Source organism: Oceanobacillus caeni, assembly GCF_019037185.1.
GTDB lineage: Bacteria > Bacillota > Bacilli > Bacillales > Amphibacillaceae > Oceanobacillus > Oceanobacillus caeni.
The window spans coordinates 1-26,219 of record NZ_JAHHXM010000005.1; the positions used below are offsets into that span (position 1 = coordinate 1).

At 34.9% G+C, this 26,219-nt stretch carries 25 protein-coding genes; all 25 read right to left on the reverse strand.

Going from position 1 to position 26,219, the window contains the following annotated elements:
* Positions 1-184: 184 nt before the first annotated feature.
* The 25 genes from recA to rbfA all read right to left on the reverse strand — a co-directional run bounded on the left by recA (position 185) and on the right by rbfA (position 26,025).
* Complete coding sequence (recA, locus tag KM885_RS04410; RefSeq protein ID WP_047186105.1) at positions 185-1,222, reverse strand: recombinase RecA; 1,038 nt, start codon at positions 1,220-1,222, stop codon at positions 185-187.
* Between the two features lie 162 nt (positions 1,223-1,384).
* Entirely contained in the window at positions 1,385-2,635 is a 1,251-nt protein-coding gene (locus KM885_RS04415; protein ID WP_338113662.1) for a competence/damage-inducible protein A, read from the reverse strand.
* On the reverse strand, positions 2,632-3,210 hold the full coding sequence (gene pgsA / locus KM885_RS04420) for a CDP-diacylglycerol--glycerol-3-phosphate 3-phosphatidyltransferase (RefSeq protein WP_047186104.1): 579 nt from the start codon (positions 3,208-3,210) through the stop codon (positions 2,632-2,634). The genes KM885_RS04415 and pgsA overlap by 4 nt, the downstream gene beginning before the upstream one ends.
* A gap of 77 nt (positions 3,211-3,287) precedes the next feature.
* Positions 3,288-4,205, reverse strand: coding sequence for a helix-turn-helix domain-containing protein (locus KM885_RS04425; RefSeq protein WP_060669022.1), 918 nt, complete (start codon positions 4,203-4,205; stop codon positions 3,288-3,290).
* Positions 4,206-4,261: 56 nt separating this feature from the next.
* Positions 4,262-5,047 carry a DUF3388 domain-containing protein gene (locus KM885_RS04430; protein ID WP_047186102.1) on the reverse strand — a complete coding sequence of 262 codons (786 nt, stop codon included), beginning with the start codon at positions 5,045-5,047 and terminating at the stop codon, positions 4,262-4,264.
* 366 nt (positions 5,048-5,413) lie between these two features.
* Positions 5,414-5,665: a DUF3243 domain-containing protein gene (locus KM885_RS04435; RefSeq protein WP_047186101.1), complete on the reverse strand. Its 252-nt coding sequence runs from the start codon at positions 5,663-5,665 to the stop codon at positions 5,414-5,416.
* A 73-nt stretch (positions 5,666-5,738) separates the two neighbouring features.
* A complete protein-coding gene (gene ymfI / locus KM885_RS04440; RefSeq protein WP_047186100.1) occupies positions 5,739-6,455 on the reverse strand; it encodes an elongation factor P 5-aminopentanone reductase in 717 nt (238 codons plus the stop codon).
* Positions 6,456-6,464: 9 nt separating this feature from the next.
* Positions 6,465-7,748 (reverse strand): EF-P 5-aminopentanol modification-associated protein YfmH, encoded by a 1,284-nt coding sequence (yfmH, locus tag KM885_RS04445; protein WP_204798229.1) that lies wholly within the window; start codon positions 7,746-7,748, stop codon positions 6,465-6,467.
* The gene (gene yfmF / locus KM885_RS04450) at positions 7,741-9,027 is read right to left on the reverse strand and encodes an EF-P 5-aminopentanol modification-associated protein YfmF (RefSeq protein WP_047186098.1); all 1,287 of its coding nucleotides are present in this window, start codon (positions 9,025-9,027) and stop codon (positions 7,741-7,743) included. The genes yfmH and yfmF overlap by 8 nt, the downstream gene beginning before the upstream one ends.
* Positions 9,028-9,158: 131 nt before the next feature.
* Positions 9,159-11,444, reverse strand: a complete 2,286-nt coding sequence (locus KM885_RS04455) for an FtsK/SpoIIIE family DNA translocase (RefSeq protein WP_047186097.1) — start codon at positions 11,442-11,444, stop codon at positions 9,159-9,161.
* A 290-nt stretch (positions 11,445-11,734) separates the two neighbouring features.
* Positions 11,735-11,935: a YlzJ-like family protein gene (locus KM885_RS04460; RefSeq protein WP_047186096.1), complete on the reverse strand. Its 201-nt coding sequence runs from the start codon at positions 11,933-11,935 to the stop codon at positions 11,735-11,737.
* Positions 11,932-12,654 (reverse strand): ClpP family protease, encoded by a 723-nt coding sequence (locus KM885_RS04465; protein WP_047186095.1) that lies wholly within the window; start codon positions 12,652-12,654, stop codon positions 11,932-11,934. Before KM885_RS04465 ends, KM885_RS04460 begins: the two co-directional genes overlap by 4 nt.
* Before the next feature lie 115 nt (positions 12,655-12,769).
* On the reverse strand, positions 12,770-13,645 hold the full coding sequence (gene dapA / locus KM885_RS04470; protein ID WP_216883604.1) for a 4-hydroxy-tetrahydrodipicolinate synthase: 876 nt from the start codon (positions 13,643-13,645) through the stop codon (positions 12,770-12,772).
* A 52-nt stretch (positions 13,646-13,697) separates the two neighbouring features.
* Positions 13,698-14,906, reverse strand: a complete 1,209-nt coding sequence (dapG, locus tag KM885_RS04475; protein WP_047186093.1) for an aspartate kinase — start codon at positions 14,904-14,906, stop codon at positions 13,698-13,700.
* A gap of 22 nt (positions 14,907-14,928) precedes the next feature.
* Positions 14,929-15,975, reverse strand: a complete 1,047-nt coding sequence (gene asd / locus KM885_RS04480) for an aspartate-semialdehyde dehydrogenase (RefSeq protein ID WP_216883605.1) — start codon at positions 15,973-15,975, stop codon at positions 14,929-14,931.
* Positions 15,976-16,123: 148 nt separating this feature from the next.
* A complete protein-coding gene (gene dpaB, locus KM885_RS04485; protein WP_047186091.1) occupies positions 16,124-16,708 on the reverse strand; it encodes a dipicolinate synthase subunit B in 585 nt (194 codons plus the stop codon).
* Positions 16,705-17,589, reverse strand: a complete 885-nt coding sequence (gene dpaA, locus KM885_RS04490) for a dipicolinic acid synthetase subunit A (protein WP_047186090.1) — start codon at positions 17,587-17,589, stop codon at positions 16,705-16,707. Before dpaA ends, dpaB begins: the two co-directional genes overlap by 4 nt.
* 158 nt (positions 17,590-17,747) lie before the next feature.
* Positions 17,748-17,993, reverse strand: a complete 246-nt coding sequence (locus KM885_RS04495) for a YlmC/YmxH family sporulation protein (protein WP_047186089.1) — start codon at positions 17,991-17,993, stop codon at positions 17,748-17,750.
* A gap of 163 nt (positions 17,994-18,156) precedes the next feature.
* Entirely contained in the window at positions 18,157-19,377 is a 1,221-nt protein-coding gene (locus tag KM885_RS04500) for a M16 family metallopeptidase (protein WP_216883606.1), read from the reverse strand.
* A gap of 25 nt (positions 19,378-19,402) precedes the next feature.
* The gene (locus tag KM885_RS04505) at positions 19,403-20,353 is read right to left on the reverse strand and encodes a polysaccharide deacetylase family protein (RefSeq protein ID WP_216883642.1); all 951 of its coding nucleotides are present in this window, start codon (positions 20,351-20,353) and stop codon (positions 19,403-19,405) included.
* 121 nt (positions 20,354-20,474) lie between these two features.
* Entirely contained in the window at positions 20,475-22,589 is a 2,115-nt protein-coding gene (gene pnp, locus KM885_RS04510; RefSeq protein ID WP_216883607.1) for a polyribonucleotide nucleotidyltransferase, read from the reverse strand.
* Between the two features lie 434 nt (positions 22,590-23,023).
* The gene (gene rpsO, locus KM885_RS04515; protein ID WP_047186087.1) at positions 23,024-23,293 is read right to left on the reverse strand and encodes a 30S ribosomal protein S15; all 270 of its coding nucleotides are present in this window, start codon (positions 23,291-23,293) and stop codon (positions 23,024-23,026) included.
* A gap of 129 nt (positions 23,294-23,422) precedes the next feature.
* Positions 23,423-24,358, reverse strand: a complete 936-nt coding sequence (locus KM885_RS04520; RefSeq protein ID WP_060667959.1) for a bifunctional riboflavin kinase/FAD synthetase — start codon at positions 24,356-24,358, stop codon at positions 23,423-23,425.
* Positions 24,359-24,376: 18 nt separating this feature from the next.
* Positions 24,377-25,264, reverse strand: coding sequence for a tRNA pseudouridine(55) synthase TruB (gene truB, locus KM885_RS04525; RefSeq protein ID WP_216883608.1), 888 nt, complete (start codon positions 25,262-25,264; stop codon positions 24,377-24,379).
* Positions 25,265-25,683: 419 nt separating this feature from the next.
* The gene (gene rbfA, locus KM885_RS04530) at positions 25,684-26,025 is read right to left on the reverse strand and encodes a 30S ribosome-binding factor RbfA (protein ID WP_047186084.1); all 342 of its coding nucleotides are present in this window, start codon (positions 26,023-26,025) and stop codon (positions 25,684-25,686) included.
* Positions 26,026-26,219: the final 194 nt, after the last annotated feature.

Here is a 26,219-nt window from a genome sequence, read left to right on the forward strand (position 1 = left end):
ACATTTATGATAGAGCGCCTTTTCTTTTTTTTCTAGAATTTTGTTTCAAATCCCCGAGAACTATTTTACACATAGTCATAAAAACACGATAAAAAAATCCATATATTTCCTTAAGAAATAACTTAATACATTTTAACCAAAAAAGGTCCTTACGAATTTTATCGTAAAGACCTTTTTCAATGGATTAAACATCTAGACTTTCTTGACCTACTTGTTCCGCATCTTCGGGATCCGTATCATCTAAATTATAGTGGTTTCTAATTGCTAGGTGTATTTCATCCATCATTTCTGGATTTTCTCTTAAGAATATTTTTGCATTTTCACGCCCTTGACCAAGACGTTCACCATTATAAGAATACCAAGCTCCACTCTTTTCAACAATATCTAAATCCGAACCGATATCTAGAATTTCTCCTTCTTTAGAAATTCCCTCACCGTACATAATATCTACTTCTGCCTGTCTAAATGGAGGAGCAACTTTATTCTTAACTACCTTAACCCTTGATTTATTCCCAACAATTTCATTTCCTTGTTTTAACTGCTCCGCACGGCGAACTTCTAATCTTACAGAAGAGTAAAATTTAAGCGCACGTCCACCTGGTGTTGTTTCGGGGTTCCCGAACATAACACCAACCTTTTCACGGATTTGGTTAATGAAAATAGCCGTTGTTTTAGATTTATTAATCGCTCCAGAAAGTTTTCTTAATGCTTGAGACATCAGTCGAGCTTGTAAGCCAACGTGGGCGTCTCCCATTTCACCTTCAATTTCTGCTTTCGGCACAAGTGCTGCAACAGAGTCCACAACAATAATATCTACCGCTCCACTACGGACTAACGCTTCAGCGATTTCTAATGCTTGTTCACCTGTATCGGGTTGTGAAAGTAATAATTCGTCGATATTTACCCCTAATGCACGTGCATAAATTGGATCTAAAGCATGCTCTGCATCGATAAAAGCTGCTTGTCCGCCTTGTTTTTGCGCTTCTGCGATTGCATGTAGCGCTACAGTTGTTTTACCAGAAGACTCTGGGCCATATATTTCTATTACTCTACCTCTTGGATAACCGCCTATACCTAATGCAACATCCAATGCTAGGGAACCACTTGGAATAGTTGCAATCTTCACTAATTCCTGTTCACCGAGTTTCATAATCGAGCCTTTTCCAAATTGTTTCTCTATTTGTCTTAAAGCCATATCTAAAGCTTGTTTTCTATCACTCAACGAGACTACCTCCTTAAATTACTACTACTATCATACAATGATTTTTAGCTTTTGCCAAGAAAGAATCGAATAAATGTTCTTATGTTTTGGTAGTCAAAATTATCCAGAAAAGTTGATTTGTACTACTAGAAAACATCAAATCTATTAACTTTTCTTGCAAAATTAAAATTTTAGAAAGTGGAAAACTATTTCTAAGCCTTTTAAAGTCGCTCTTCTTCTAATTGCATTTCTGTCACCAGAAAATATAAATTTCTCTACTTTTTTCTCTCCATTACTAGTTGTAAGTGCAATATAAACGGTACCTACACTTTTGCCTTCTACTTCATCAGGACCAGCAACCCCGGTAAAACTTATTCCAATATCGGCATCCAGTTTACTAGAAACTTGTTCTGCCATCTCTAACGCACATTCTTCACTAACCGTACCTTTATTTTGAATAGTTTCTTTGGAAACACCTAACACATCTTGTTTCACATTCGTATCATAACAAACAATTCCTCCGCGACATACATTAGAAGCACCACTTACCGAAATAAGTCTATTCGAAAACATCCCACCCGTTAAACTTTCAGCACTAGCAATTTTCATCTTTTTCTCTTTTAACAACGAAATAATATTTTCTTCGATCGTCTCATCGTTAATTCCATAGAAATAATCTCCAACTTCATGGAGAATCTGCCTTTTGCTTTCTTCTAATAATCGTTCTGCCCGTTCCTCAGTCTCTTCTTTTGCGGTTAAACGAATAACGACACCAGTATTTTGAGCTAACGGTGCAATAGTAGGATTTTTCTGAGCCTGGATTAAATGGCTTAATCTATGTTCTAATTCTGACTCTCCAATGCCTAAGAATTTCAATACCAACGACTTAATGACCTCAGTATTCCCGGTTAACTTTTGAAGATATGGGAAAACTTCCTCTGTAAATAAACCTTTCATTTCCCTTGGCACACCTGGAAGGAAAACCCACGTGGTTGACTCATGACTAACAATCATACCTGGAGCCATACCTTTCCTGTTAAAAAGAACCTGACTTCCTTTAAACACTCGTGCTTGTCTTCTATTATTCGGTGTCATAACCGTATTATTTTTTTCAAAAAATGATTGAATTTTATCCATAGACGGTTTATGTTCAACTAATTCAAGTTCTGTCATCAGTTGAAAAGCTTCTCTCGTTAAATCATCATCTGTTGGCCCTAAACCACCAGTAACTATAATAATATCTGATCGTTTTTGTGCTTGTTCAAATGCTTCCTGTACACGATTTAAATTATCGCCTACTACTCCATGCTGATACACATTGATACCTAAAGAAGCAAGTTGGTTTGATAACCACTGTGCATTTGTATTTGCTATTTGTCCTAAAAGTAATTCTGTTCCAACTGCTATTATTTCAGCTTTAACATTTGTCATCATTTAGAATCCCTCATTACATGCCAATTTTTTATAAAATAATCAATACCCGATAAAACAGTGAAAAATAATGCGATATATAACATAATTATACCAATTGGTAATCCAAAATACGAGAATGGAAAATTATGCAATAATAATATTGCTATGGCAATCATCTGTGTTGCTGTTTTAATTTTACCCATACTTCCTGCAGCTAAAACAATTCCCTCACCAGCTGCTACTAAACGCAAACCTGTTACGGCAAACTCTCTACTAATAATAATGATAACAACCCATGCAGGGGCATATCCCATTTCAATAAGAAGAATTAACGCTGCAGAAACAAGTAATTTATCTGCCAATGGATCTAAAAACTTCCCTAGGTTTGTTACTAAATTATGCTTCCTTGCTATATAACCATCCACCCAGTCCGTTGTGGATGCAATAATAAAAATCAGTGCAGCAATGAAATGAGCTACAGGTAATTCACTATATCCTATATCCCATATTCCCCATTCAAATGGATAACTAAGTAGTAAAATAAAAATAGGAATCATTAAAATTCTAGATAATGTAAGTTTATTTGGTAAATTCATGTTTTTTTCCCTTCTATCTTTTATAACTAAAGAAACAGAAACCCTTCCACATAGATAACTGGAAGGGTCTACTATGTTTATTCAATTTCTTGATCGTTAATATTAATCCATAATTGTTGATGCACATATTGGTTAGCATCTACCGGATATTCTAATTCTATACCATTGATGGTGACTTTTAAATCGGAGGCATTTCCGATGTTTAGGTAAATTTGACTTGACCCACTTAAATCTAATTCGAGTGGTGAGCTCTCAGCTTCAAAAGTACTACTATATAAAGATTGATCTTGATCACCTTTCACATCAAGCCATGTTCTTGAATCTGTCTCAAAAACTAATTTAATTTCATCTCCTGCATTCGATAATTCAAGAGTAGATTTAGGACTGGATCCTGTTCCCGCTTCTACAACTGTTAGTTCCGCTTGAGATTCATTTTCCTGTTTCATATCCTTTTGTTTTTCTTTAGAATCTGAATTTGTTGATTTTTCATTTTTGTTGTTATCTTCTGTTGCGGAACTCTCTTTATCTTTATCATTCGGATTGTTAATGATAATTTCTGTATCATCTAATTTCTCTTCTTTTGCAGCATTATCCCCTTTACTCGAACTGCCATTAAAAAACCAAATTACGAATACGATAGCAAGAATTAATAAAATAACGATAATAGCAGGAAATATGGAGAAGAGTTTTGAATTTTTCTCTACACTTTCCTTTTTAGCCCTCTGCATTCGACTATATTCTACCGGGGGAGATTCCTCTTTTGTTTCAGGAATTTCTTCTTTATGTTCTTCTAATAATTCACTCGGATCAATTCCAACAGCATTTGCATATTCCTTTATAAAAGCTTTTGCATAGAACTTACCCGGAAGTATTTCAAGTTTTCCCTCTTCAATTGCTGCTAAATATCTCTTCTGAATTTTAGTTATTTCTTGTAGTTCATCTAATGACATACCTTTAGAGACTCTTGCCTCTTTCAGCCTTGCCCCTATGTCCATTTAAAAAACACCTTCCGTTCTAACTATAGGTTAATCCGAAGTCTGATCACAAAAGTTTAAAAATCGAACATGGAAAATCCATTTCCGCCATGAAATGGTTGATTCTCAAACTTTTCATACGTAATTTCTTCGTTTTCATGACTCCTTAATTCAATAATATAATCAAAATCTTCCATTGTATATTCTGTTGATTGAACAAATATATCCGGATGCTCTACTATTTTCACTGCCGGCAATTGCATCAATTCTCGAATTAATTGCCAATGTTGTTCATTAGCCTTAGTTGAGACAATACCGTCCATAATATAAATCGTATTTGTACTATATTCCCCTTCTATTAATTGATTTCGTATTGTTTGTTTAAGCATTGTACTAGAAACAAATAACCAACGTTTACTGGCGCATACACTTGCGGCCACTACAGATTCTGATTTTCCAACCCGAGGCATACCGCGAATCCCAATCAATTTATGTCCATCCTGTTTAAATAATTCTGCCATAAAATCGACTAATAAGCCCAATTCATCTCTCACAAAACGAAAAGTCTTACGGTCATCTCTATCTGTATGAATATATTTTCCGTGCCTGACAGCTAATTTATCCTTCAACTTAGGTTTACGTATCTTGGTAATTTTTATTGTTTCAATCATTTGTAAGACGGTTTTCAGACGTGCAATATTTTCATCATATTCTGAAACTAAAAGCATACCCCGTCTAGAATTTTCTACACCATTTATTGTCATAATATTGATGGATAACATACCTAATAATGACGATATTTCTCCTAACAACCCTGGTCTATTTGTTTGAATTTCATATTCAAGGTACCATTCTTTATCCATAGAAAGCCCCTTTATGATACATTATACAATACTAAATACTATCATAAATGATTTTGTCGCAAGTGAAAAGCATAATATGTAAACTTTACCAAATTCCTTATTAAAGAACAAAGGCGCAAGCGCCCGTTTAGTGACGTATAGACTGGACTGAGCCGTAGGAGATAAAGGAAACACGGTGAGTGTAAGCGAGCCGATGTTGACTTATTGTACGGAGGTGAAGGAAGTCTACTAGTCACTGGGAGCTGGAGCCGGACGTAGCTTTTTCTATATCTAAGTTAGCCACAGCCATACAAATTTTATAATTTCCCAGACAATTACTAAAAGAAGCTGTAACGGTTAAGTATACAGCTTCTAATTAAATTAACTTTAATTTGATTTTTGAACTAGCTTTACCATCGTGCTAGCAATAGCTTGCTGTTCTTGCTCGGAAGCAGCATTCCAAAGTTCTTTTAGAACAGCTTCTTCCTTGTTTTTGGCATCCACGTTTTCAGCTAAATAATCGCCAACTTCTGCAGCAATACTGTTTATTGTCTGTTGATTCATCCCTTGTTGCTGAGCCTGCTCTAAGCGATTTGCTAAAAAACCTTTCCATGTATCGAAGTTTTCAAGAATTGACATACTATTTCTCTCCTTCCACGAGTTTATTACGGATATAGTATGTGAATTTAAAATTCATTTATACATGAATACATTACCAACCACCATTTATATTTAAAATCTCACCTTGTATATAACTGGATTTTTCATCTAATAAAAAAGATACAGCATGCGCAATTTCGCTTGGTAAACCAGCACGATTTACAGGAATTTCCGATATGACTTGGGCTTTTTCTTCTTCTGATAAGGAGCGATTCATTTTCGTATCAATAAAACCTGGACTAATGGCATTTACTGAGATTCCACTCGGTCCCACTTCCTTAGCTAAAGCTTTAACAAAACTATTTTGTGCCCCTTTAACAGAAGAGTACACAACCTCATAACTTGCACCTACATTACCCCAAATCGATGTAATAAAAATAATATTACCAAAATGTTGTTGAACCATATTTGGCAATACCTGCCTTGTAATTTTCCACGGAGCTTTAACATGAAGATTTAACATTTGGTCCATTAATGTATCTGACGTTTCTTGAAATAAACGAAATTCAGCTTTGCCACTTGCAAAAACAACGATATCAATTCGAAAGACTAACTGGTTTAAAAATTCATTCGTTTCTTTTTCATTACTAAGATCTGCTTGAATAACACTAAGAACACCTTTGTCTTTAATCTTTCTACGAAGCTCCATCATCGCTTCTGAATTTTTATGGTAATGTAAAATCAATTGATATCCGTCTTCTGCTAAACGTTCCACAATCGCTTGACCAATATCTCCACTAGCACCGATAACTAAAACATTCTTCCCCATACTCTACTCCTACTCAGCAGAAATCGTACAAACTGCTAAACGTTCTTCTTCGATCCATTCTTTTAAAAATCGATTTGCTTCTTCTAATTGTAACGCCTGAATCGTTGGGATGATATCAAATAAATCTACTTTTGATATATGATAATGCGTATACTTATTTGCCATAAATTCCAATGAATTCATAGAACGCAACAGCCTGCCAATTTTCTTTTTCTTCATACGATTAAAATCTTCCTCGCTTAATGTTTCATCGCGAGTAGATAATAACAATTCCTTCACTTTATTTGAAAACACTTGTGGTTCATCACTATTACTACCTATTAAAGTATATCCATAATTTTTATCTAATGTTGTTTCAAAATAAAAGCTATCATCAATTAATTTTTCTTGATAGAGTTCTTGATAAAAAGAACCACCTTTTGAAAAATAATAATCCACAATCATATTCTGTAATAAATCTTTTTTCAGAAATTCTTCCCCACTAATCTCTTCTGATGATTCTTTTATTCCAACCGTGCATTTAGGTACAGAAACGGGCATTTTAATATGATGTTCTTTCATGGCTACTTCTTTTGGCTCATTCGGTAAATAACGATTAATTTCATCCATCTTCTTAAAGTCCTTAGAAGCCTGGTTTGATTTAATTAAATTCATCATTTGTTCAGGATTAAAGTTGCCTGTAATACATAACGTCATATTTTCTGGATGATAAAATGTATAGTAGCAAGTATACAAATCATCCTTTGTTATTTTACTAATAGATTCTACTGTACCAGCTATGTCAATATTGATTGGATGATTTTTAAACATCGCTTTAATGGTTCCCATAAACGATTGCCAATCTGGTTGATCATCATACATTTTAATCTCTTGACCGATAATACCTTTTTCCTTTTCAACCGATTGTTCAGAAAAATAAGGATCCTGCACAAAATTAATTAGGGTCTCTACATTCTTCTCGATATGATTAGTAGCAGAGAATAGATATGCTGTTTTGGTAAACGAAGTGAAAGCATTAGCGGAAGCGCCTTGTTTCCCAAAGTCAGCAAATACATCATGATCTTCTTTCTCGAATAATTTATGTTCCAGAAAATGTGCGATACCCTCTGGAACCGTTATTTTTTCGGATTGCCCAATGGGAACAAAGGTCTGATCAATCGAGCCATAATTAGTTGTAAAAATCCCATATGTTTTAGCCATTTCGGGTTTCGGTAATAAAAATACAGTTAAACCGTTATCTAATTTCTCAGTATAGAGTGTTTCAGCGATATCATTATACGTTTGTTTATTCATTTTCTTGGCCTCCTTCACTCGTTAAAAGATAAACTGTATCTTCTTCTATTTTTTGTGCAATTTGTATAACTTGTTCTTTCGTTACACTTTTAATTTGACTGATTATTTCATCTGGATCTATAGTTTTTTCCCCAACTACCTGTTGATATAAAAGCTCAATAAATCCTTGTGGGTGATCCATTGTCTCTAACATTTGATTACAAATTAATTCTTTTGTTTCTGATAAATTCTCCTCTGTAAAATCTCCATTTTTCATCGCCGTTAATTGTTCTCTAATGATATCTCTTGCCTTCTCAAAATCTTCTGGAGCAATACCACTAAAAACAAAAAGCAACCCTTTATGACTCTCCATTTGTGAGGAAGCATAATAGGCTAAACTATTTTTTTCTCTAACGTTGATAAATAGTTTAGAACTAGGAAACGCACCAAAAATTCCATTAAACACTTGCAGAGCATAATAATCCTCATCTTTAAAATACGTATTGGTTCGATAACCAATATGCAATTTAGCTTGTTGGACATTTTGTTTCTCGATAATTTCTTGCGGTTCCGTAATTTCCTTCTTCGTTGTCTCTCGTCTATCTAGTAAGCTTACGGAACTACGATTCATCGAAGCAATAATTTCGTTTTTTATTTCTTCTTCATTAAAATCTCCTAATACATAGATATCTAATTGATTATCTTGAAGTAAGCTTTGATAATAACTATAAAGATCTCCAGCTGTTAACGAATTCAAGTCTTCTTCATAGCCATGAACATGTAATGAATAAGGTTCATCTTTACACATTTCATCGATTAAACGCATATTTGCATACTGCATTTTATTATCTTTAATTGCACTCATTTTTTGTTTTAATGTATCTTTTTCTCGATTAAAAATAGCCTCATCAAATGCATTATTTTTACTTTTTGGATGGAACATAAATTCGCTTAATAAAGCAATACCTTCTTTGATAATAGAAGTCTCTTCAGGGATGAACTTTGGATTCGCTAGTTCTAATCTAAAGGTTAAAATATGATTTTCTCCTTTTTTGCCTCCATCAACGGATAGGATTGCACCGAATAAATCATCCAATTTTAATTGTAATTCTTTTCGAGTTGGATAAGATTTTGTTCCTTGCTTCAATATATAGGGAAGTAATGCTCTTTTGGTAATTGTTTCTCTTTCTAAAGGAGCTTTTAGCTTTGCTACGATGTTAATCGTTTTATATTTATTACTTTGAATAAAATGAAACTCTATATTATTTTCGTTCAAACGTTTTTCCGTGATATCTTGCATGAATGAACCTCCCAAAAAAAATTTCCTTGATACTTCTATATTGCACATTTTTTCCAGTTATCATCCATTATACGGTAAAAAAAGCAGACTTGCGAATATACAAGTCTGCTGAATCATTTATTTCTATACATTTAAGACGTTTTTTCTTCCTGAGTACCAGAAACTAACACTGTTCTTGGTTTACTTCCTTCATAAGGCCCTACAATGCCACGTTCTTCCATTGCATCGATAAGTCTTGCAGCTCTTGTATAACCGATTCGAAATCTTCTTTGCAACATAGAAACACTTGCGCTTTGCATTTCAATAATAAGTTGTACCGCATCATTATAAAGTTCATCATCAACTTCAGTATGAACTTCATCATTTTCATCGGGGATCATTTCTTCTTGATAAGATGCTTTTTGTTGATCAATACAATGATCCACAATTCTTTCAACCTCATCATCTGATAAAAATGCCCCTTGAACCCTTTTTGGTTTGGAAGCACCAACTGGTAAAAATAACATATCGCCTTTCCCAAGAAGCTTCTCTGCTCCTCCAGAATCCAATATGGTTCTAGAGTCTGTTTGTGAGGAAACGCTAAAAGCAATTCTGGAAGGGATATTCGCTTTAATAACCCCAGTAATAACGTCTACAGAAGGTCTTTGGGTTGCAATGATAATATGAATACCAGCAGCCCTTGCCATTTGTGCTAATCTTGTAATAGAATCTTCCACATCATTCGAAGCAACCATCATCAAATCGGCAAGTTCGTCCACGATCACAACAATGTATGGGAGGTGTGGTTGTGATTGTTCGGATGATAAATTATACTTTCGAATATATTCATTATATCCTTCTATATTTCTAGTTCCAGTATCGGAGAATAGATCATACCTTCTCTCCATTTCCGATACGACCTTCTTTAAGGCTTTTGAAGCTTTTTTCGGATCTGTTACAACTGGAGCTAACAAATGTGGTATTCCATTATATACGTTCAATTCCACTTTCTTCGGATCAATCATCATCATTTTAACCTCATGTGGTTTCGCCCGCATTAAAATGGTAGTAATAATACCATTTACGCAAACACTTTTACCACTTCCGGTAGCACCTGCGATGAGTAGGTGCGGCATCTTATTTAGTTCAGCAACAACAGCATCCCCTGAAATATCTCTTCCTAATGCAACTAGTAGTTTAGAAGATTTGTTGTTCCATGTACTATCTAACACTTCTCTAATCGACACCATTGCAACTTCTTGATTAGGAACTTCAATTCCGACAGCTGATTTTCCGGGAATTGGAGCTTCAATCCGTAAATCCTTAGCGGCTAGAGCTAGTGCTAAATCATCATGTAAACTTACAATCTTACTAACCTTTACACCTGCTTCAGGTGATATTTCATATTTTGTAACCGCAGGACCTACATTTACCTTCGTAACTCTTGCCCGAACTCCGAAGCTTTTAAATGTACGATCTAACTTTCTTACCGTTGCTTGGATTTGTGATTTTTCTTGATACTGCGAATTATGAGCAGGTTCCGCTAGTAAATCTGGAGATGGTAAAATATATTCATGGTTTTCCGTCTCAGTCATCGGTATCGACATGGAGTAATCCATTTCTTCTTCATCTGTATGGTTAAGTTGGGTCTCTTCTTTTTTACTCGGTTGATTTACTATTTCATCATTTGTTTCTTGGGGTTGATAAGCAACATCTGTAAAATCTGTTATTTCAGGTTCCTCTGTGTTTACCTGTTGATTATCTACTATTTCTGCCTCTGTTACACTATCTTCTGCCTTCACTTCATCTCTTTTCAATTTAACATTTTTTATTCCTTCACCAAAACGTACAAACATATTCTTACATTTTCCTATTAATTTAGAAAAAATATCTCCTAAAGATATATCCGTTAAGAATACAATACCAATGATGATAGAGAAGACAGCAACAATTTTCGCCCCTACTAATGAAAATAAATAGTTTGTAAAAGTAAAGAGCAATCCACCTATCATTCCCCCACCTGTTTGCACGGCAGTCCCATTACCATTAATAAATTGTAAAAAATGATTCCAGGTTGAGCCAATTATAGAGACATTTTGCAGCATTAACTGCTCAAAAGTTTGTATATGCGTTATTAACAAGACCCCTGCAAATAAAATATAAAATCCAACGAATTTTTTATGAAATAAATATGGATACCTTCTTTTTACCATAAGAAAAATACCAATTATCAGTAAAAATACCGAAGCTAAAAAATACCAGATTCCTAGAAAGAATCGGAATAAATATTCTAATCCACCAGGAATGGCCCCATCACTAATTGCACTTGCTCCACTTCCGAAGATTGCTAAAGCAATAAACAATAATCCTAGCAACTCATTTTGCAATTTCTTTTTGCGATTTGAATTTTTCCGTTTCTTTCCCTTCTTTTTTTTCATTCTTTCACCTCACTATTTCCACCATACCAACTTCTCTAAAAAGAAGACTAACCATCAGTGGGGGATTTTCCTTCATCCCCCACTGATGGTTAGTCGCACTTATCGGACTTTTACAGGCAGTTGATCTCCCACCTACCTTCTTTGTTTCCCCAGAAGCTTGAGGTGGGAGCCTTATTGCCCGTTTAGGTGGGATAAAGGAAAACCTTGCCAAATTTGGCAAGGATTATATTAACTATATTATAACATAAAGTCTATTATCAGTGGAAAATTGAAAAACATGCTTTAAAAGGCTAGTGTAGAATAGATCCGGGTGAATATTTAAGGAAATCTTGCGGATCAGTGGATAACAATTGTACTAGTTGATAGGAACCATCCACGTTCTTTTCGGCTATCATCATTTTTCCTTCATATGAAATGCATTCCCTATTCTTAAAACTCTCATCTGAAGGTGGAAAGATGTCTGATTGCGATAAAGGTGTATACAAAATCACTGTATCACCTGACTTTCATTTCCCCGATTATTGTCGATGAGCTCGTTTAATTTTCTCATTGCGTTACTGACTCCTCCAACTTCATCAATCAACCCATATTCTACTGCATCAGCTCCAACAACGTTTGTTCCAATATCTCGAGTTAAATTCCCCTTGGCAAACATAAGATCTTTGAACACCTCTTCTTTAATATTAGAATGATTAACAACAAACTGAATCACTCTATCTTGCATTTTATCTAAGTATTCAAATGTTTGCGGAACACCGATAACGAGACCAGTCAACCTTACCGGATGGATAGTCATGGTTGCTGTTGGCACGATAAAGGTATAATCCGTGGAAACCGCAATTGGCACACCAATGGAATGACCGCCGCCCAAAACGATTGAAACGGTTGGTTTTGACATAGATGCTATCATTTCAGATAATGCCAAACCCGCTTCTACATCTCCTCCTACCGTATTCAATAAGATTACGACACCTTCTATCTTCGGATTTTGTTCAATCGCAATCAATTGGGGGATAATATGTTCATACTTCGTTGTTTTATTTTGTGGTGGAAGTTGAACATGACCTTCTATTTGACCAATAATAGATAAAACATGAATATTCGAATCAGGAGCCTGTGGAACGTTTGTTTGTCCTAATGACTGGATTTTTTGTACTAAAGACGAGGCATTCGATTGCTCATCCTTTTTTTCTTCTTGTTCTTTACTCATCTGTCAATCACTCCCTAAAGCTTATATTAACTTTAGTATGAACGAATTTTGTATTACAATGCAGAAATTTATAAGATAGAAAGTTTATGTACATATGCAAAAAAATATCGGCTTTTTATAAGCCGATATTTTCTATTCGTGTATTTAGTTCGTTTCTTTCTTCTTCATTTAATGGGACTAATGGTAATCGAACGCCACCAACCTCTATGTTTTTCATTTGTAAGGCTGCTTTAACCGGGGCTGGGGATGGAGACGTAAATAATCCATTCATTACCGACAATAATTTACGGTGCATGGTAGCTGCATGTGTTATATCACCATTAAAAAACCGATTAATCATTTCTTTCATTTCATTTCCTATAATATGGGATGCAACGGAAACAACACCAGTTGCCCCAATAGACAGCATAGGTAAAGTTAGACTATCATTACCACTATAAACAGTAAAGTCATCATTTGTTTTTTCAATAATTTCGGAGATTTGATCTAAATCAGTTCCTGCTTCCTTAATGGAAACGATATTATCTATTTCACTTAACCTTACAACTGTATCTACGTCCATATTTACGATAGAACGTCCCGGAATATTATACAGCATGATAGGCAGTGTTGTTTCTTTTGCAATTTGGGAAAAGTGTCGAAACATACCTTCTTGGTTAGGTTTATTATAATACGGTGCTACAAGTAAGAAACCGTCAACCCCTAATGCTTCCGTTCGCTTCGTTAATTCGACTGATTCCTTCGTATTATAACTTCCGGTACCCGCAATAACAGGAACTCTTTTATTAACTATTTTTACTACATGACGAAATAATTTCATCTTTTCATCTACGGATAACGTAGGTGATTCACCAGTAGTTCCGCCAACAACCAATCCATCAGTACCATTTTCTAATAAATAGTTAATTAAATCCTCTAATTGGCTATAATCTAATTTACCATCCTTATCGAATGGCGTAACCATAGCAGTTAACACTTGACCGAAATTCATTTTTTCACCTTCTTAATAATATTGAAGAAGATCCTGTTGACTTTACATATTATTAAAGACTAAAAACATCGTGTAAGGCATTCACAGCGGTTTTTAAATCTTTCTCATGAACAAGAACCCAAATTGTTGTGTAACTATCGGCAGACTGTAAAATCTGTACACCTGCATTGGTTAATGCTTGAACGATTTCAGCTGCAACCCCAGGTACTCCAGTCATGCCCGCGCCCACAGCCGAAACTTTGGCACAATTTCTTGTGATTTCCGGTTTAAACCCTAATGTTTCAAGTACATAAACTGCCTTATCTGCTAAATCATTTGGCACTGTATAAATTACCCCTGCTGGTGAAATATTGATGAAATCGACTGAGATTCCCGCTTCAGCCATCGCTTTAAATACATCCGATTGAAGTCTATATGCCTCTTCTTTGGTTTGAACCTTTAATTGAGTAATGGAAGACATATGGGCTATCCCTGTTACTAAACGATCTTGAATATCAACACCCATTTCCTTCACTCTAGACGAGGTTACTAATGTCCCAGGTTCAAGCGAGTAAGTTGATCTAACACGTAATGGGATTTTTGCTTGCATGGCGATTTCTACCGCCCTAGGATGAATTACTTTCGCACCTTGATAGGCGAGATTACAAATTTCCGAATAAGTAACGACATCTAAAGAATGTGCATTTTCAACTATTCTTGGATCTGCTGTCATAATACCCTCAACATCCGTAAATATTTCAACCATCTCTGCCTGTAATGCCGCTCCAAGGGCAGCCGCAGAAGTATCACTACCTCCACGGCCAATGGTAGTAATTTCTCCCATTTCTGTTTGTCCCTGAAAGCCTGCCACTACAACGACATCATTATTTTCTAACTCTTTATAAATTCTTTCTGGTTTTACTTCTTTAATCTTTGCTTGTGTAAAGTCCTCACTCGTAATAAAACCTGCTTGTGCGCCCGTTAATGCAATTGCATTAATATGTTGTTTTTTTAATTCATTGGATAAGACAACAGAAGAAATAATTTCCCCACAGGACATAAGTAAATCAATTTCACGATCTGAACTATTCGTTGCTGGAAAACCCACTAACTCTAAAAGTGAATCTGTTGCATATGGATCTGGCTTCCTTCCTAATGCAGAAACAACAACTACTAGTTTATAGTCTTTCACTAATGCATTTTTAATATGCTTGATAACATGTTTCCTATTTTCTTCAGACTGTACAGAAGTACCGCCAAATTTTTGTACTAAAATCTGCATCTTAACACCTCTAATAAACTACTTATAGCCAGTTATTTTTCACTAATGTTTGAGCTATTTGTACCGTATTCCAAGCAGCACCTTTAAGAAGATTGTCAGATACAATCCATAAATGGAATCCTTTATCATTGTCTAAGTCTTTTCTTACTCGACCAACGAAAACCTCTTCTTTATTTGCTGAACTTAAAGGAGTAGGATACGTTTGTGTAGAGGGATCATCTTGTAAAATAATTCCTTCTGCATTCTCAAAAGTTCTCCAAATATCTTGGACAGTTACTCCATCTTTTTCTACCTCAATATATACACTTTCGGCATGAGACGTGAAAAATGGTAATCGCACGCATGTAGCTGCTACTGATAAGTTAGGTTCATGCATAATTTTTTTAGTTTCATTTATCATTTTCATCTCTTCAAATGTATATCCATTATCTTGGAAAAGGTCTATTTGTGGTAATGCATTAAATGCGATTGGATAGTGCTTTTTGTCACCACCAGCAGGTAATATATTTGCTTCCATTTCTTCATTGTTCAGATATTGTTTTGCTTGATGTTCTAATTCAGCCACTGCTTTTGCACCTGCTCCAGAAACAGCTTGATAGGTGGAAACAATAACTCTAGATAATCCAAAATGGTCCTTAATTGGTTTCAAACCTGCTACCATTTGAATAGTGGAGCAGTTCGGATTTGCGATAATTCCTTTGTGTTCTTTAATGTCTTCTGCATTCACCTCTGGTACAACTAGTGGTACATTTTCGTCCATGCGGTATGCACTAGTATTGTCTACTACCACTGCTCCTCTTTTAACAGCTTCTGGAGCTAATTGTTTCGAAACAGATCCCCCTGCAGAGAATAACGCTATATCTATTCCTTCAAAGCTCTCCGGTTTTGCCTCTTCTACTATAATTGTTTTACCAGCAAATGTAAGTTCTTTCCCAGCTGAGTTTTTGGAAGACAAAAGCTTTAATTTATTTAAAGGAAACTTTTTTTCTTCTAATATTTTCATTATTTTTTGACCTACTGCACCGGTTGCTCCAACTACTGCTACATTATATGCTGTTTTTTCTGACATTTAAAACTCTCCCCTTAATCTTATTAGAAAACTCGGCACGACAAGATTTTGGCGATGCCTTCGTTATACTCATGCAGATAAAAAGTTTGCAGTTTTTTTACTGCTAAAAATTAAATCTCTTAATTTATTATTTTAACATATTTTTTTATTAAAAAGGAATAATAATAGGTTGAAGTTGTTCACGATCTAAAGCGGATTTGATTGTATCCTCTAATAAGTCAAGGTTCGCTACTAAGGAGTTTGGTTTTTTCATAGGATTATCTTGACCAAATGGCACAAAATAAATAAATTTACTATTTAATAATCGCGCCAAATTGATACCATTTAATCCGAGGGCATCATTTGTAGTAACGGATAGAACGACAGGATTTTGATTTCTGATAGTGGATTTTGCTGCCATTAATACGGGATTATCGGTAATCCCATTCGCAAGTTTTGCCATGGAGTTTCCGGTAAGTGGTGCAATCACCATACAATCTAGTGGTTTATCGGGTCCTAATGGCTCTGCATCGGGCATAGAAGTAATTACTTTTTGACCAGTTAATTCCTCTAATTTATTTAAATGGTCCTCTCCTCTACCAAATTTAGTTTCAGTACTCTGTACGGTATAGGATGCAATTGGAATGACTTCAACACCTTTATTTACTAAGTTTTCAATTTGCAAAAACACTTTACTAAATGTGTGATGTGAACCAGTTAATCCAATACCGATACGTTTCCCTTTTAAATTCATGATAAACTCCCCTCGTTTAATAATATTTGTTTAATAACATCTGCCAAAATTCTTCCAGCTGTTTTCGGAGCTACAATACTAGGCAAACTTCCAGTTAAAATTGCTTGAATACCACGTTTTGTTGCATATTCAAAATCTGTTCCTCCTGGATTTGACGCAAGATCTATAATAATTGCATGAGAAGGTAATTGCTGTATTACCTTTTGATCAACGACCAATGCCGGTACAGTATTTATTATTATGTCACAATTATTAGTGTGTTCATGGAGTTTATCAATTGGAATTGCCGTTAAGCCCATTTCTGTTATTCTTGCTAATTCTCTAATATTATTGGCACTAACCGAAACTTTCGCACCAAATGCAGAAAATCGATTTGCTACAGTTTGACCAACTCTACCAAACCCTGTTACGAGTACACGTGAGGAATGAATCGTATAGTCTGTATTCTCAATCGCCATCATGATTGCACCTTCTGCTGTAGGTATTGAATTATAGATAGCGACATCATCTCTATTAAACAATGGAAAAAGCTCTATCCCAGCTTCTTTTGTAACATGATTCAAATATTCATTTGTAATTCCGGTAAATACTTTTGTTGTTTTTTGTAGCTGTCCGAACCATTCAGGAGTTAACTTTATTTTTTGATCAGAAAAAACTGTTTCAATGTTTCCTTTAGAATCCGTTCCAGTTATTGGTAAAATAACACTATCCAATGTATTTAATTCTAATTCATCAAATTGAGTTTGTTTTAAGCCTGTGAAACTTTGATTTAAATTATCGAAACCCACAAGAATAATAGTTGTTTCTGGCATTAGTTCTAATTGCCTAATTAATTCTATATATCTTGCATCCCCACCAATTACAGCAATTATTCGACTCATGATTATTTCTACCCTCCATACATAACTAATCCTAAATCTGTTCTTTATAGCTTATGTCTTTCTGCAATGAGAGTGATTCGTCCATAGCTAAAAAACCAAAAAAAAGACCATAATCTCCTTTTGATTATGGACCACAACAATTATATTTTTATTTTCCATTAAAACTTATCATTTTTCATTTCAACCATGATCATATCTTCACCAATTTTTTTTACTTCACTCCAATGAATTTTCGTCGTTTCCCCTTCTTTTTTTAATCCAAACCATTTATAAGTTGGTATAATGAAAGCTTCAATCTGACCTGTTTTTGCATTGATTTCTAAATCAGTTTGCCCAAGTATTCCTAACCTTTCCCCTTCGTTAATATTAACTATTTCCTTACTGCTAATATCTTTAAAGCGCATATAAATAACCCCCATACGATGATATATAGTTAATTTATATGTATCATCGTATGGTCGTATGTCCTTTTTATGTAAGCAAAATACATATTATAAGCTGAATGAATCCATTTCCACATAAATACAACGAAGGCATTCGCAGCCTAATAGCGAATGCCTTCGTTTTCTATGAAATTTCCGGTGCAATTAATGCGACTGATTGAGAATTACGAAACGTATAATCAATCACTTTTCTTATAGATTCATGACTTACTGCATCAATTTCTTTAATCATGTCGTCTAAACTTCTATGTCTTCTAAGTAATAATTCATTTCTTCCATTTCTACTCATTTTGCTATTGGTACTTTCTAAACTTAACATTAAGCTTCCTTTTAGTTGCTCTTTACTATTTCTTAACTCTTTATCAGTTAAACCATCTTTAATTAATAACTCTAACGTATTATTAATTGTATCTTGCAGTAATGGTAGCTGTTCTTTTCCAGTACCTGCATAAATGGTTAGAAGTCCATTATCTAAATAGGTTGAATGGTAAGAGAAGACAGAATAAGCAAGACCTTGTTTTTCCCTAACATCTTGGAATAGCCTAGAACTCATACTACCACCAAGAACATTATTCATGACAACTAAGCTGTACGTATTTTCATCACCTAATTTTAATCCATTAAATCCTAAGCATAAATGTGCCTGCTCCGTATCTTTATTTCTTTCAATCCGATTAGCTAAAAAAGTTGGTGTTTCAAGCGATTCTTTACCTACATTACGTTCAAATTTACCAAAATAAGAAGCTATATTGTTAATAAAGCTTTCATCCACATTACCAGCTACAGAAATTACGACATTATCAGGTGTATATCGTTGTTCTACGTAATTTCGTAAATCTTCAGGTGAAAAAGATTTTAAATGCTCCTCTGTACCAAGAATAGGATATCCTAATGGATGGTCTCCAAATGACGCTCGAGCTAATAAATCATGTACGATATCATCAGGAGTATCCTCATACATTTTTATTTCTTCATAAACTACTTTCTTTTCCCTTTCCATTTCTTCCTCATCAAATGAAGAATTGAAGAACATATCCGCTAATATTTCTAATGCGTAATCCTTATGTGTATCTAAAACCTTCGCATAAAAACAAGTATATTCTTTAGAAGTAAAGGCATTGATTTGACCGCCTATAGAGTCAAAAGCTTCTGCTATTTCTTGCGCAGATCTTGTATCCGTTCCTTTAAAAAACATATGTTCCAAGAAATGTGAGATGCCATTATTCATCTTTGTTTCATTTCTCGAACCAGTTAATACCCATATTCCAATTGTCACAGAACGTACAGAGGGTATATTTTCTAGAACAATTCTTAATCCATTTCCACATGTATGTCTTTGTATCAAAGTTCGTCCTCCTAATGCGTTTTGATTACCTTTCTTCACTTAATAATTTCTCAATAGTACCTATACGATACTCTTTCTCTTTAATCACTTTAATTAAATCATCTAGTCCATTTGCGATTACAGATGTCGGATGCATCAAAATGGTTGCCCCTGGATGAATTTTACTATTTACTCGGTTAATCATAACATTTACAGAAGGATTCTTCCAATCAATCGTATCTACTGTCCATAGTATTGTTTCCATTTTTAAATTAAAGGCACTTTGTACAACTTGATCATTAAAACTTCCACTTGGTGGGGCGAACCATTTTGGTGTTTTATCTGTGATTGCTGTTAAGATTTCATTTGTTTGTGTAATTTGCTCCACTATTTTCTGATTAGACAGTGTGGCCATATCTGGATGATTATAGGCATGATTACCAATGATATGTCCTTGCTCATCAATCATTTTAACCAATTCAGGGTTTTCTTTTGCCCACTTTCCTTCAATAAAAAAGGTTGCTTTCACTTTATGATCATTTAACGTTTTTAAAATATCTGGAATATATTCCGTTCCCCATGAAACATTTATCAAAAATGAGACCATTTTTTTCTCAGGATGGCCTCTATAAATTGGAGATGCTTGTAAATCTGCCAATTTAACTTTAGGAGGAATTTCTTTATAAACCAAAAGTGATTCATCGAAGACACCTTTATCCTTCATTTTTTCATATGATTTATCTATATTCACCTTAATCCCGTTTCTACCTGGGGTCTTTTTCCACACGTCATCTATATATGCATCAACTGGTGGTTGCTCAAATTCTTTGCTTTTTTCTTCAATTTCCATATATAAGGAATCTTCTTTTTTTATTGCATGAGAGAGAGTTGTTGTCACCTCTTCATTTATTTCAATTGGATTATTAATGCTGTTGTAAGATAATGCCACTATAATAATGAATAGACATAAATTTATGTATTTTCGGTATCGGTACATCATCCTTGCCCTCCTTCTTATACAAATGTATGCATAAGGGGGACAAGGTATGATTAAGTTACCAAGATGATATTTAAAGCATAAAAAAAGAAACTGCTCATACAGCTTCTTTCTCTTACTATTATTGATTCGCCTTTTCTTTTCTTTCCCTTTCTTCTTTTAAAACTGCTTTCCTGGAAAGATTAATTCTGCCTTGACGATCAATTTCTTTTACTTTTACTAATATTTTATCACCAACGGACACTGCATCCTCTACCTTATTCGTTCTTTCTTCTGCAAGTTCGGATATATGAACCAATCCATCTTTTCCTTTGAATAGTTCAACAAACGCACCAAATTTCTCAATTCGTCTTACAGTTCCTAAATAAATTTGTCCAACCTCAACTTCTCGAACTAAATCTTCTATAATTTTCTTTGCTTTTTCATTCATTTCAGGATCAGTAGAGGAAATAAAGATATTTCCATCTTGCTCAATATCAATCTTAACACCTGTTTCATCAATGATTTCATTGATTTGTTTTCCGCTAGGACCTATAACCGTACGAATTTTATCCGGATTGATAGACATAGTAAGAATTTTAGGTGCATATCGAGAAAGTCCTTCTCTTGGTTGATTAATGGTGGCGAGCATAGATTCTAGAATCTGCATTCTACCCTTTTTAGCTTGAGTTAAAGCTTCTTCCAAGATTTCTTTGGACAATCCGTCAATCTTAATATCCATTTGTAATGCAGTTACACCATCTTTTGTTCCCGCTACTTTAAAATCCATATCTCCAAGTGCGTCTTCCATCCCTTGAATATCAGTAAGAATCGTATAATCCTCACCTGATTTCACGAGCCCCATAGCAATACCTGCAACCGGTGATTTGATTGGTACACCTGCATCCATCATCGCTAATGTACTTGCACAAATACTTGCTTGTGATGTAGAACCATTAGATTCAAGTACTTCCGATACTAAACGAATCGTATAAGGAAATTCTTTTTCAGAAGGGACTACTTTCTCCAATGCTCTTTCACCTAATGCACCATGTCCAATTTCACGACGACCTGGTCCACGAATTGGTCCTACTTCCCCTACACTGTATTGCGGGAAATTATAATGATGCATAAAGCGTTTGGATTCTTCTAAATCCAACCCATCTAATATTTGAACATCACCTAAAGCCCCAAGAGTACATACACTTAGCGCTTGTGTTTGCCCACGTGTAAACAATCCAGAACCATGCGTTCTAGGTAAAACACCAACACGTGAAGAAAGTGGACGAATTTCATCAATCATTCTTCCGTCTGGTCGAACTTTTTCAACCGTAATTAGGCGTCTAACTTCAGCCTTAACTAATTTATCTAGAATTGTTTTAACTTGATTGTAAATTTCAGGTTCATCTTCATCATAACCCTCAAGAATACTATCTTTAACCTGTTTTATTGCTTCTTCTCGAGCATGTTTTTCTTTTACCTGAATTGCTTGTAATAGGCTTTCCTTTGCATCTGCCTCTACTTTAGCACTTAGTTCTTCATCGGTATCAAATAATTTAACCTCAAATTTTTCTGTACCAATTGCTTGAATAATTTCTTCTTGAAATGCAACTAATCGTTTGATTTCTTCATGACCAAACATAATAGCATCTAGCATTACTTCTTCTGGTACTTCATCTGCACCAGCTTCTACCATATTAATCGCATCTTTTGTTCCCGCAACTGTTAAATCTATATCGCTCTTCGCATCTTGTTCCACTGTTGGGTTAATAATGAATTCACCATCGACACGTCCAACATGGACACCAGCGATTGGCTGTTCAAACGGGATATCGGAAACACATAATGCAATAGATGACCCTAACATAGCTGCAATCTCTGATGAACAATCTTGATCAACACTCATAACCGTACTTATTACCTGTACCTCGTTCCTAAAACCATCAGGAAACATAGGGCGGATTGGACGATCAATTAGTCTAGAAGCAAGAATTGCCTTTTCACTCGGTCTTCCTTCACGTTTGATAAAACCACCTGGAATTTTACCGACTGCATATAAACGTTCCTCATAGTTAACCGTTAATGGAAAGAACGGTAAATCCTTTGGTTCACTTGATGCTGTAGCAACAGCTAATACGGAAGTATCGCCATAATGAACCATACAAGCTCCATTTGCTTGTTTCGCCAGTTCTCCTACTTCAACGGTAAATTTTTTACCCGAAATTTCAGTGGAGAAAACATATTTTTCATCTGTCATTTCATATAGTACTCCTTTCATTGCTCATTCTACCTTCATTTTATAGTTTATAAACATAAATGTAAATTTTATCCCCTATTAAAGGTTGTTCAAAAAAGTCTGATGAAAATAACACTTCGACGTTTCTAGTTCGTAATAGTGTCGGTGTTGCAACAAGTGTTTTTACAGTGGGGGCGAGTAATCGGAGCCCCAGGACGTTGCACTCTTGGCCGACTTTGGTCCTTTTATCTTCCTTTTTGAACGCATTATTAAATAATAGGCGTTTACAGGTTCTGTTTATATTATGTAAATGTTAGAAAACTTGGCGTTCGACAAGCTTTTGGTCGACGCCTTAGTTGCACTTATGCAAACGGGAAAGATTTTATACTTTCCTACTTGCTAAAAAAGTCGTGGATAATAGAAGAAGCAGGATTGCTCCTGCTTCTGTAAATTCATTATCGACGTAAACCGAGTCTTTTAATTAATTCACGGTAACGAGTAACGTCTTTATTTCTTAGGTAGTTTAATAAATTACGACGTTTACCAACCATTTTAAGTAAACCACGACGTGAATGGTGATCTTTTTTATGAATACGTAAATGTTCGTTTAACGTGTTAATTTCTTCAGTTAGTACAGCGATTTGCACTTCTGGAGATCCTGTATCAGTTTCATGAACTTTGTATTCATTGATGATCTCATTTTTACGAGCTTGTGTAATTGCCATTTGGGCACCTCCTAAATATTTATTTCATATCCCCAATCTCCTAGCAAACGTCGGAGTTACGATTTGCCAAGGGATGGTTCACGTTCTTAAGCATAACGTCTTTCATTAAAAATTGCAAGGAAAAAATCATTAAATAGAGAAAAAACGTCGAATATTAACCTCATCCAATTTGATTTGTTCTATTAACGTTTCTACACTATCGAATTTCTCTTCCTCCCGCATATATTTGTACCATTCTACTGTTAATTCTTGACCGTATAAATTATTATTATAATCTAAAATATTAACTTCTATAGACAAATCTTCCCTTTCAGCTGTAAACGTTGGGTTTGTGCCTATACTAGCCATGCCAAAATAGGTTTCATTCTTATATAGCACCTTTACAGCATAAATGCCCGGTTTAGGCAACAATGCTTGCTTATCAACTTGTAAATTCGCTGTAGGAAAGCCAATTTCCCTACCACGTTGATCTCCCCTAATTACAATCCCTCTTAATTTAAAAGGACGAGTAAGTAATTCATTAGCCTCTTCAATATTTCCTTCTCTTAACAGTTTTCTAATTCTAGTAGAACTCACTTTTTCATGATCTAAAGAAACTTTTTCCACAGTAGTATAGGAAAATTTATCCCGCGTATATTCCGCAATATTCTCCATATTCCCTTTACCCTTATGACCAAAAGTATAATCAAATCCTGCTACAAGATGTTTAATATTTAAACCAATAATAAACTGATCGACAAACTCTTGTGGTGATAACTTGGAAAACTCCTTATTAAAATCGATAATATATAATCGATCCACACCTAACCCTTTCATAATTTCAATTTTTTCTTTCAATGGTGTTATATAGTTAACATGATGTTCACCTTTTAAAACAACTAAAGGATGTGGATGAAACGTTATAACAGCGCTTTCCATATTATTTTCTTCTGCTCGCCTGATTGCTTCATTTATTACTTTTTGATGTCCCCTATGTATACCATCAAAAAAGCCAATCGCAGATACTGTATCTGGAATATCATCCTTTATTAAAGAATGGGGAAAACTCAATTCATAGATATTCATATTCTTCACCTGCACTTATTACCCATTAAAAACACGGATGGGTTTAATTTGATTTTTGTTTTCAGGGTGTATTTGATAGATTGCGAGTAATTTATTCTTATGTATTACCATAAAAGGATTGGTCTTTGGTAGGACTTCCGGAATCGGAAGTTTTTGTCCATTTTTCACTTTATTCTCCAACGTTTCATCCACATAAAGTGTGTCTAGGTGATCTAATCCCTTTACTATTGGAAATAGTAGATTACTTTCTTCATTTTTCATTACTGCTTCTTCTATAATAGCAAAATCAACTGAATTTTTCTCTGAAAAAGATCCCATTTTTATTCTAGTTAAATCTGACATATGTGCAGGGTATCCTAATTTCTTACCTATATCAACACATAAAGTACGGATATATGTACCTTTTGAACAAATTACTTTTATTTTAAAAGAGTCATGCTTCTTGTCTAATAATTCAATATCAAATATGGTGATCTTTCTCTTAGGTCGTTCCACCGTCTTGTTTTCTCTTGCATATTCGTATAGCTTTTTTCCGTTTACCTTAACTGCTGAATACATTGGAGGAACTTGTGTAATAGAACCTTGAAATGAAAGCAAGACATTACGAACGCTTTCTGTACTTGGTGATTCGGATACTTCCATTTCTTCCAGTACTGTTCCTTGGGCATCTTCTGTATCCGTGGCTATTCCTAACTTTACTTCAGCTATGTATGTTTTCTTTGTATCGGTTAAAAAAGGCACAATTTTTGTAGCGTTACCAATACATATGGGTAAAACCCCATCCACCTCCGGATCCAAAGTCCCAGTATGTCCTACTTTTTTTGTTTTAAAAAGTTTTCTACATCTCATGACACAATCATGTGATGTCATTCCTCGCGGTTTCCATAATGATAAGATACCATCCACGTCATCAACTCCATTCATGTTGAATATCAAAGGTTTTGTTATTGGGTAAAAATTAAAATTTATCTTATTAAATCTTGTCATAAGGAAGGCCACGTCCAGCTCCAGCACCCAGCGACTAGCGAGACTTCCTTCACCTCATGACACGATAAAGAAGACTTGCCGATGGATGAAACCAGAGGCTTAGTCGCACTTATACCCTTGTGGTGAAAGTCAACATCGACTCAAAGTATTAAAGGAAGGCCGACTAAGTGCGGCCTTTGCGGCCAACGTCGGCATACCCCTATGAAGGGGCATGTTTCCTTTATCTCCTACGGCTCAGTCCAGTCCGTACGTCGCTAAACTGGCGCTTTCGCTTTTGATCTTCCTATGGAAAAATCTGACTCATTTCCCGAGTCAGATTTCCAATAGTTAAAAATCTACTATTTATTTAAATCACGTAATAATTTTTCAATATGATTACCATAGGCGTATGCTTCATCGAATTCAAAAGAAATTTCCGGTGTTTTTCTTAATCGAATTCGTTTACCGATTTCAGAACGAATAAATCCTTTGGCCTTAGCAAGTCCTAGTAAAGTATCTTTTTTTTGTTTTTCGTCCCCTAAAACAGATATATATACTTTTGCTTGCTGAAGATCTCCAGTTACTTCTACATCGGTCACTGTAACAAAACCTACTCTTGGATCTTTAATTTTCCTTGTAAGAATTTCACCTAATTCTTTTTTCATTTGTTCCGCAATACGATTTGCTCGTAATTCAGCCATTAAATTCACCTCGTGAAAAACCCATTATTAAAGAAGTGACTTAAAAGAGATTGTTCCAAAAGTCAGGTAAAAATGACATGCCACTAAAAAGGGGGGCGTAAGTTGGACGCAAAGTTCTTCTTTAGTCGGCCTTCCTTTAAAGAAGTTCGTTGGCAATAGCGAAGTCGGAGTTGCAACAAATCTTTACTGTGAGG

Excerpts from the sequence above, each read along its gene's own strand:
- dpaA (WP_047186090.1), bottom strand. The coding sequence starts at position 17,589 with ATGAGTCGAATAATTGCTGTAATTGGTGGGGATGCAAGATATATAGAA.
- KM885_RS04435 (WP_047186101.1), bottom strand. The coding sequence starts at position 5,665 with ATGTCAATTCTTGAAAACTTCGATACATGGAAAGGTTTTTTAGCAAAT.
- dapA (WP_216883604.1), bottom strand. The coding sequence starts at position 13,645 with ATGAATTTCGGTCAAGTGTTAACTGCTATGGTTACGCCATTCGATAAG.
- KM885_RS04415 (WP_338113662.1), bottom strand. The coding sequence starts at position 2,635 with ATGATGACAAATGTTAAAGCTGAAATAATAGCAGTTGGAACAGAATTA.
- yfmH (WP_204798229.1), bottom strand. The coding sequence starts at position 7,748 with ATGAATAAACAAACGTATAATGATATCGCTGAAACACTCTATACTGAG.
- KM885_RS04465 (WP_047186095.1), bottom strand. The coding sequence starts at position 12,654 with ATGAGTAAAGAACAAGAAGAAAAAAAGGATGAGCAATCGAATGCCTCG.
- dpaB (WP_047186091.1), bottom strand. The coding sequence starts at position 16,708 with ATGAATTTAAAAGGGAAACGTATCGGTATTGGATTAACTGGTTCACAT.
- ymfI (WP_047186100.1), bottom strand. The coding sequence starts at position 6,455 with ATGGGGAAGAATGTTTTAGTTATCGGTGCTAGTGGAGATATTGGTCAA.
- rpsO (WP_047186087.1), bottom strand. The coding sequence starts at position 23,293 with ATGGCAATTACACAAGCTCGTAAAAATGAGATCATCAATGAATACAAA.
- KM885_RS04425 (WP_060669022.1), bottom strand. The coding sequence starts at position 4,205 with ATGGACATAGGGGCAAGGCTGAAAGAGGCAAGAGTCTCTAAAGGTATG.
- pgsA (WP_047186104.1), bottom strand. The coding sequence starts at position 3,210 with ATGAATTTACCAAATAAACTTACATTATCTAGAATTTTAATGATTCCT.
- dapG (WP_047186093.1), bottom strand. The coding sequence starts at position 14,906 with ATGCAGATTTTAGTACAAAAATTTGGCGGTACTTCTGTACAGTCTGAA.
- KM885_RS04520 (WP_060667959.1), bottom strand. The coding sequence starts at position 24,358 with ATGAATATCTATGAATTGAGTTTTCCCCATTCTTTAATAAAGGATGAT.
- KM885_RS04505 (WP_216883642.1), bottom strand. The coding sequence starts at position 20,353 with ATGTACCGATACCGAAAATACATAAATTTATGTCTATTCATTATTATA.
- KM885_RS04495 (WP_047186089.1), bottom strand. The coding sequence starts at position 17,993 with ATGCGCTTTAAAGATATTAGCAGTAAGGAAATAGTTAATATTAACGAA.
- pnp (WP_216883607.1), bottom strand. The coding sequence starts at position 22,589 with ATGACAGATGAAAAATATGTTTTCTCCACTGAAATTTCGGGTAAAAAA.
- yfmF (WP_047186098.1), bottom strand. The coding sequence starts at position 9,027 with ATGCAAGATATCACGGAAAAACGTTTGAACGAAAATAATATAGAGTTT.
- asd (WP_216883605.1), bottom strand. The coding sequence starts at position 15,975 with ATGTCAGAAAAAACAGCATATAATGTAGCAGTAGTTGGAGCAACCGGT.
- KM885_RS04430 (WP_047186102.1), bottom strand. The coding sequence starts at position 5,047 with ATGGATAAAGAATGGTACCTTGAATATGAAATTCAAACAAATAGACCA.
- rbfA (WP_047186084.1), bottom strand. The coding sequence starts at position 26,025 with ATGGCTGAATTACGAGCAAATCGTATTGCGGAACAAATGAAAAAAGAA.
- KM885_RS04455 (WP_047186097.1), bottom strand. The coding sequence starts at position 11,444 with ATGAAAAAAAAGAAGGGAAAGAAACGGAAAAATTCAAATCGCAAAAAG.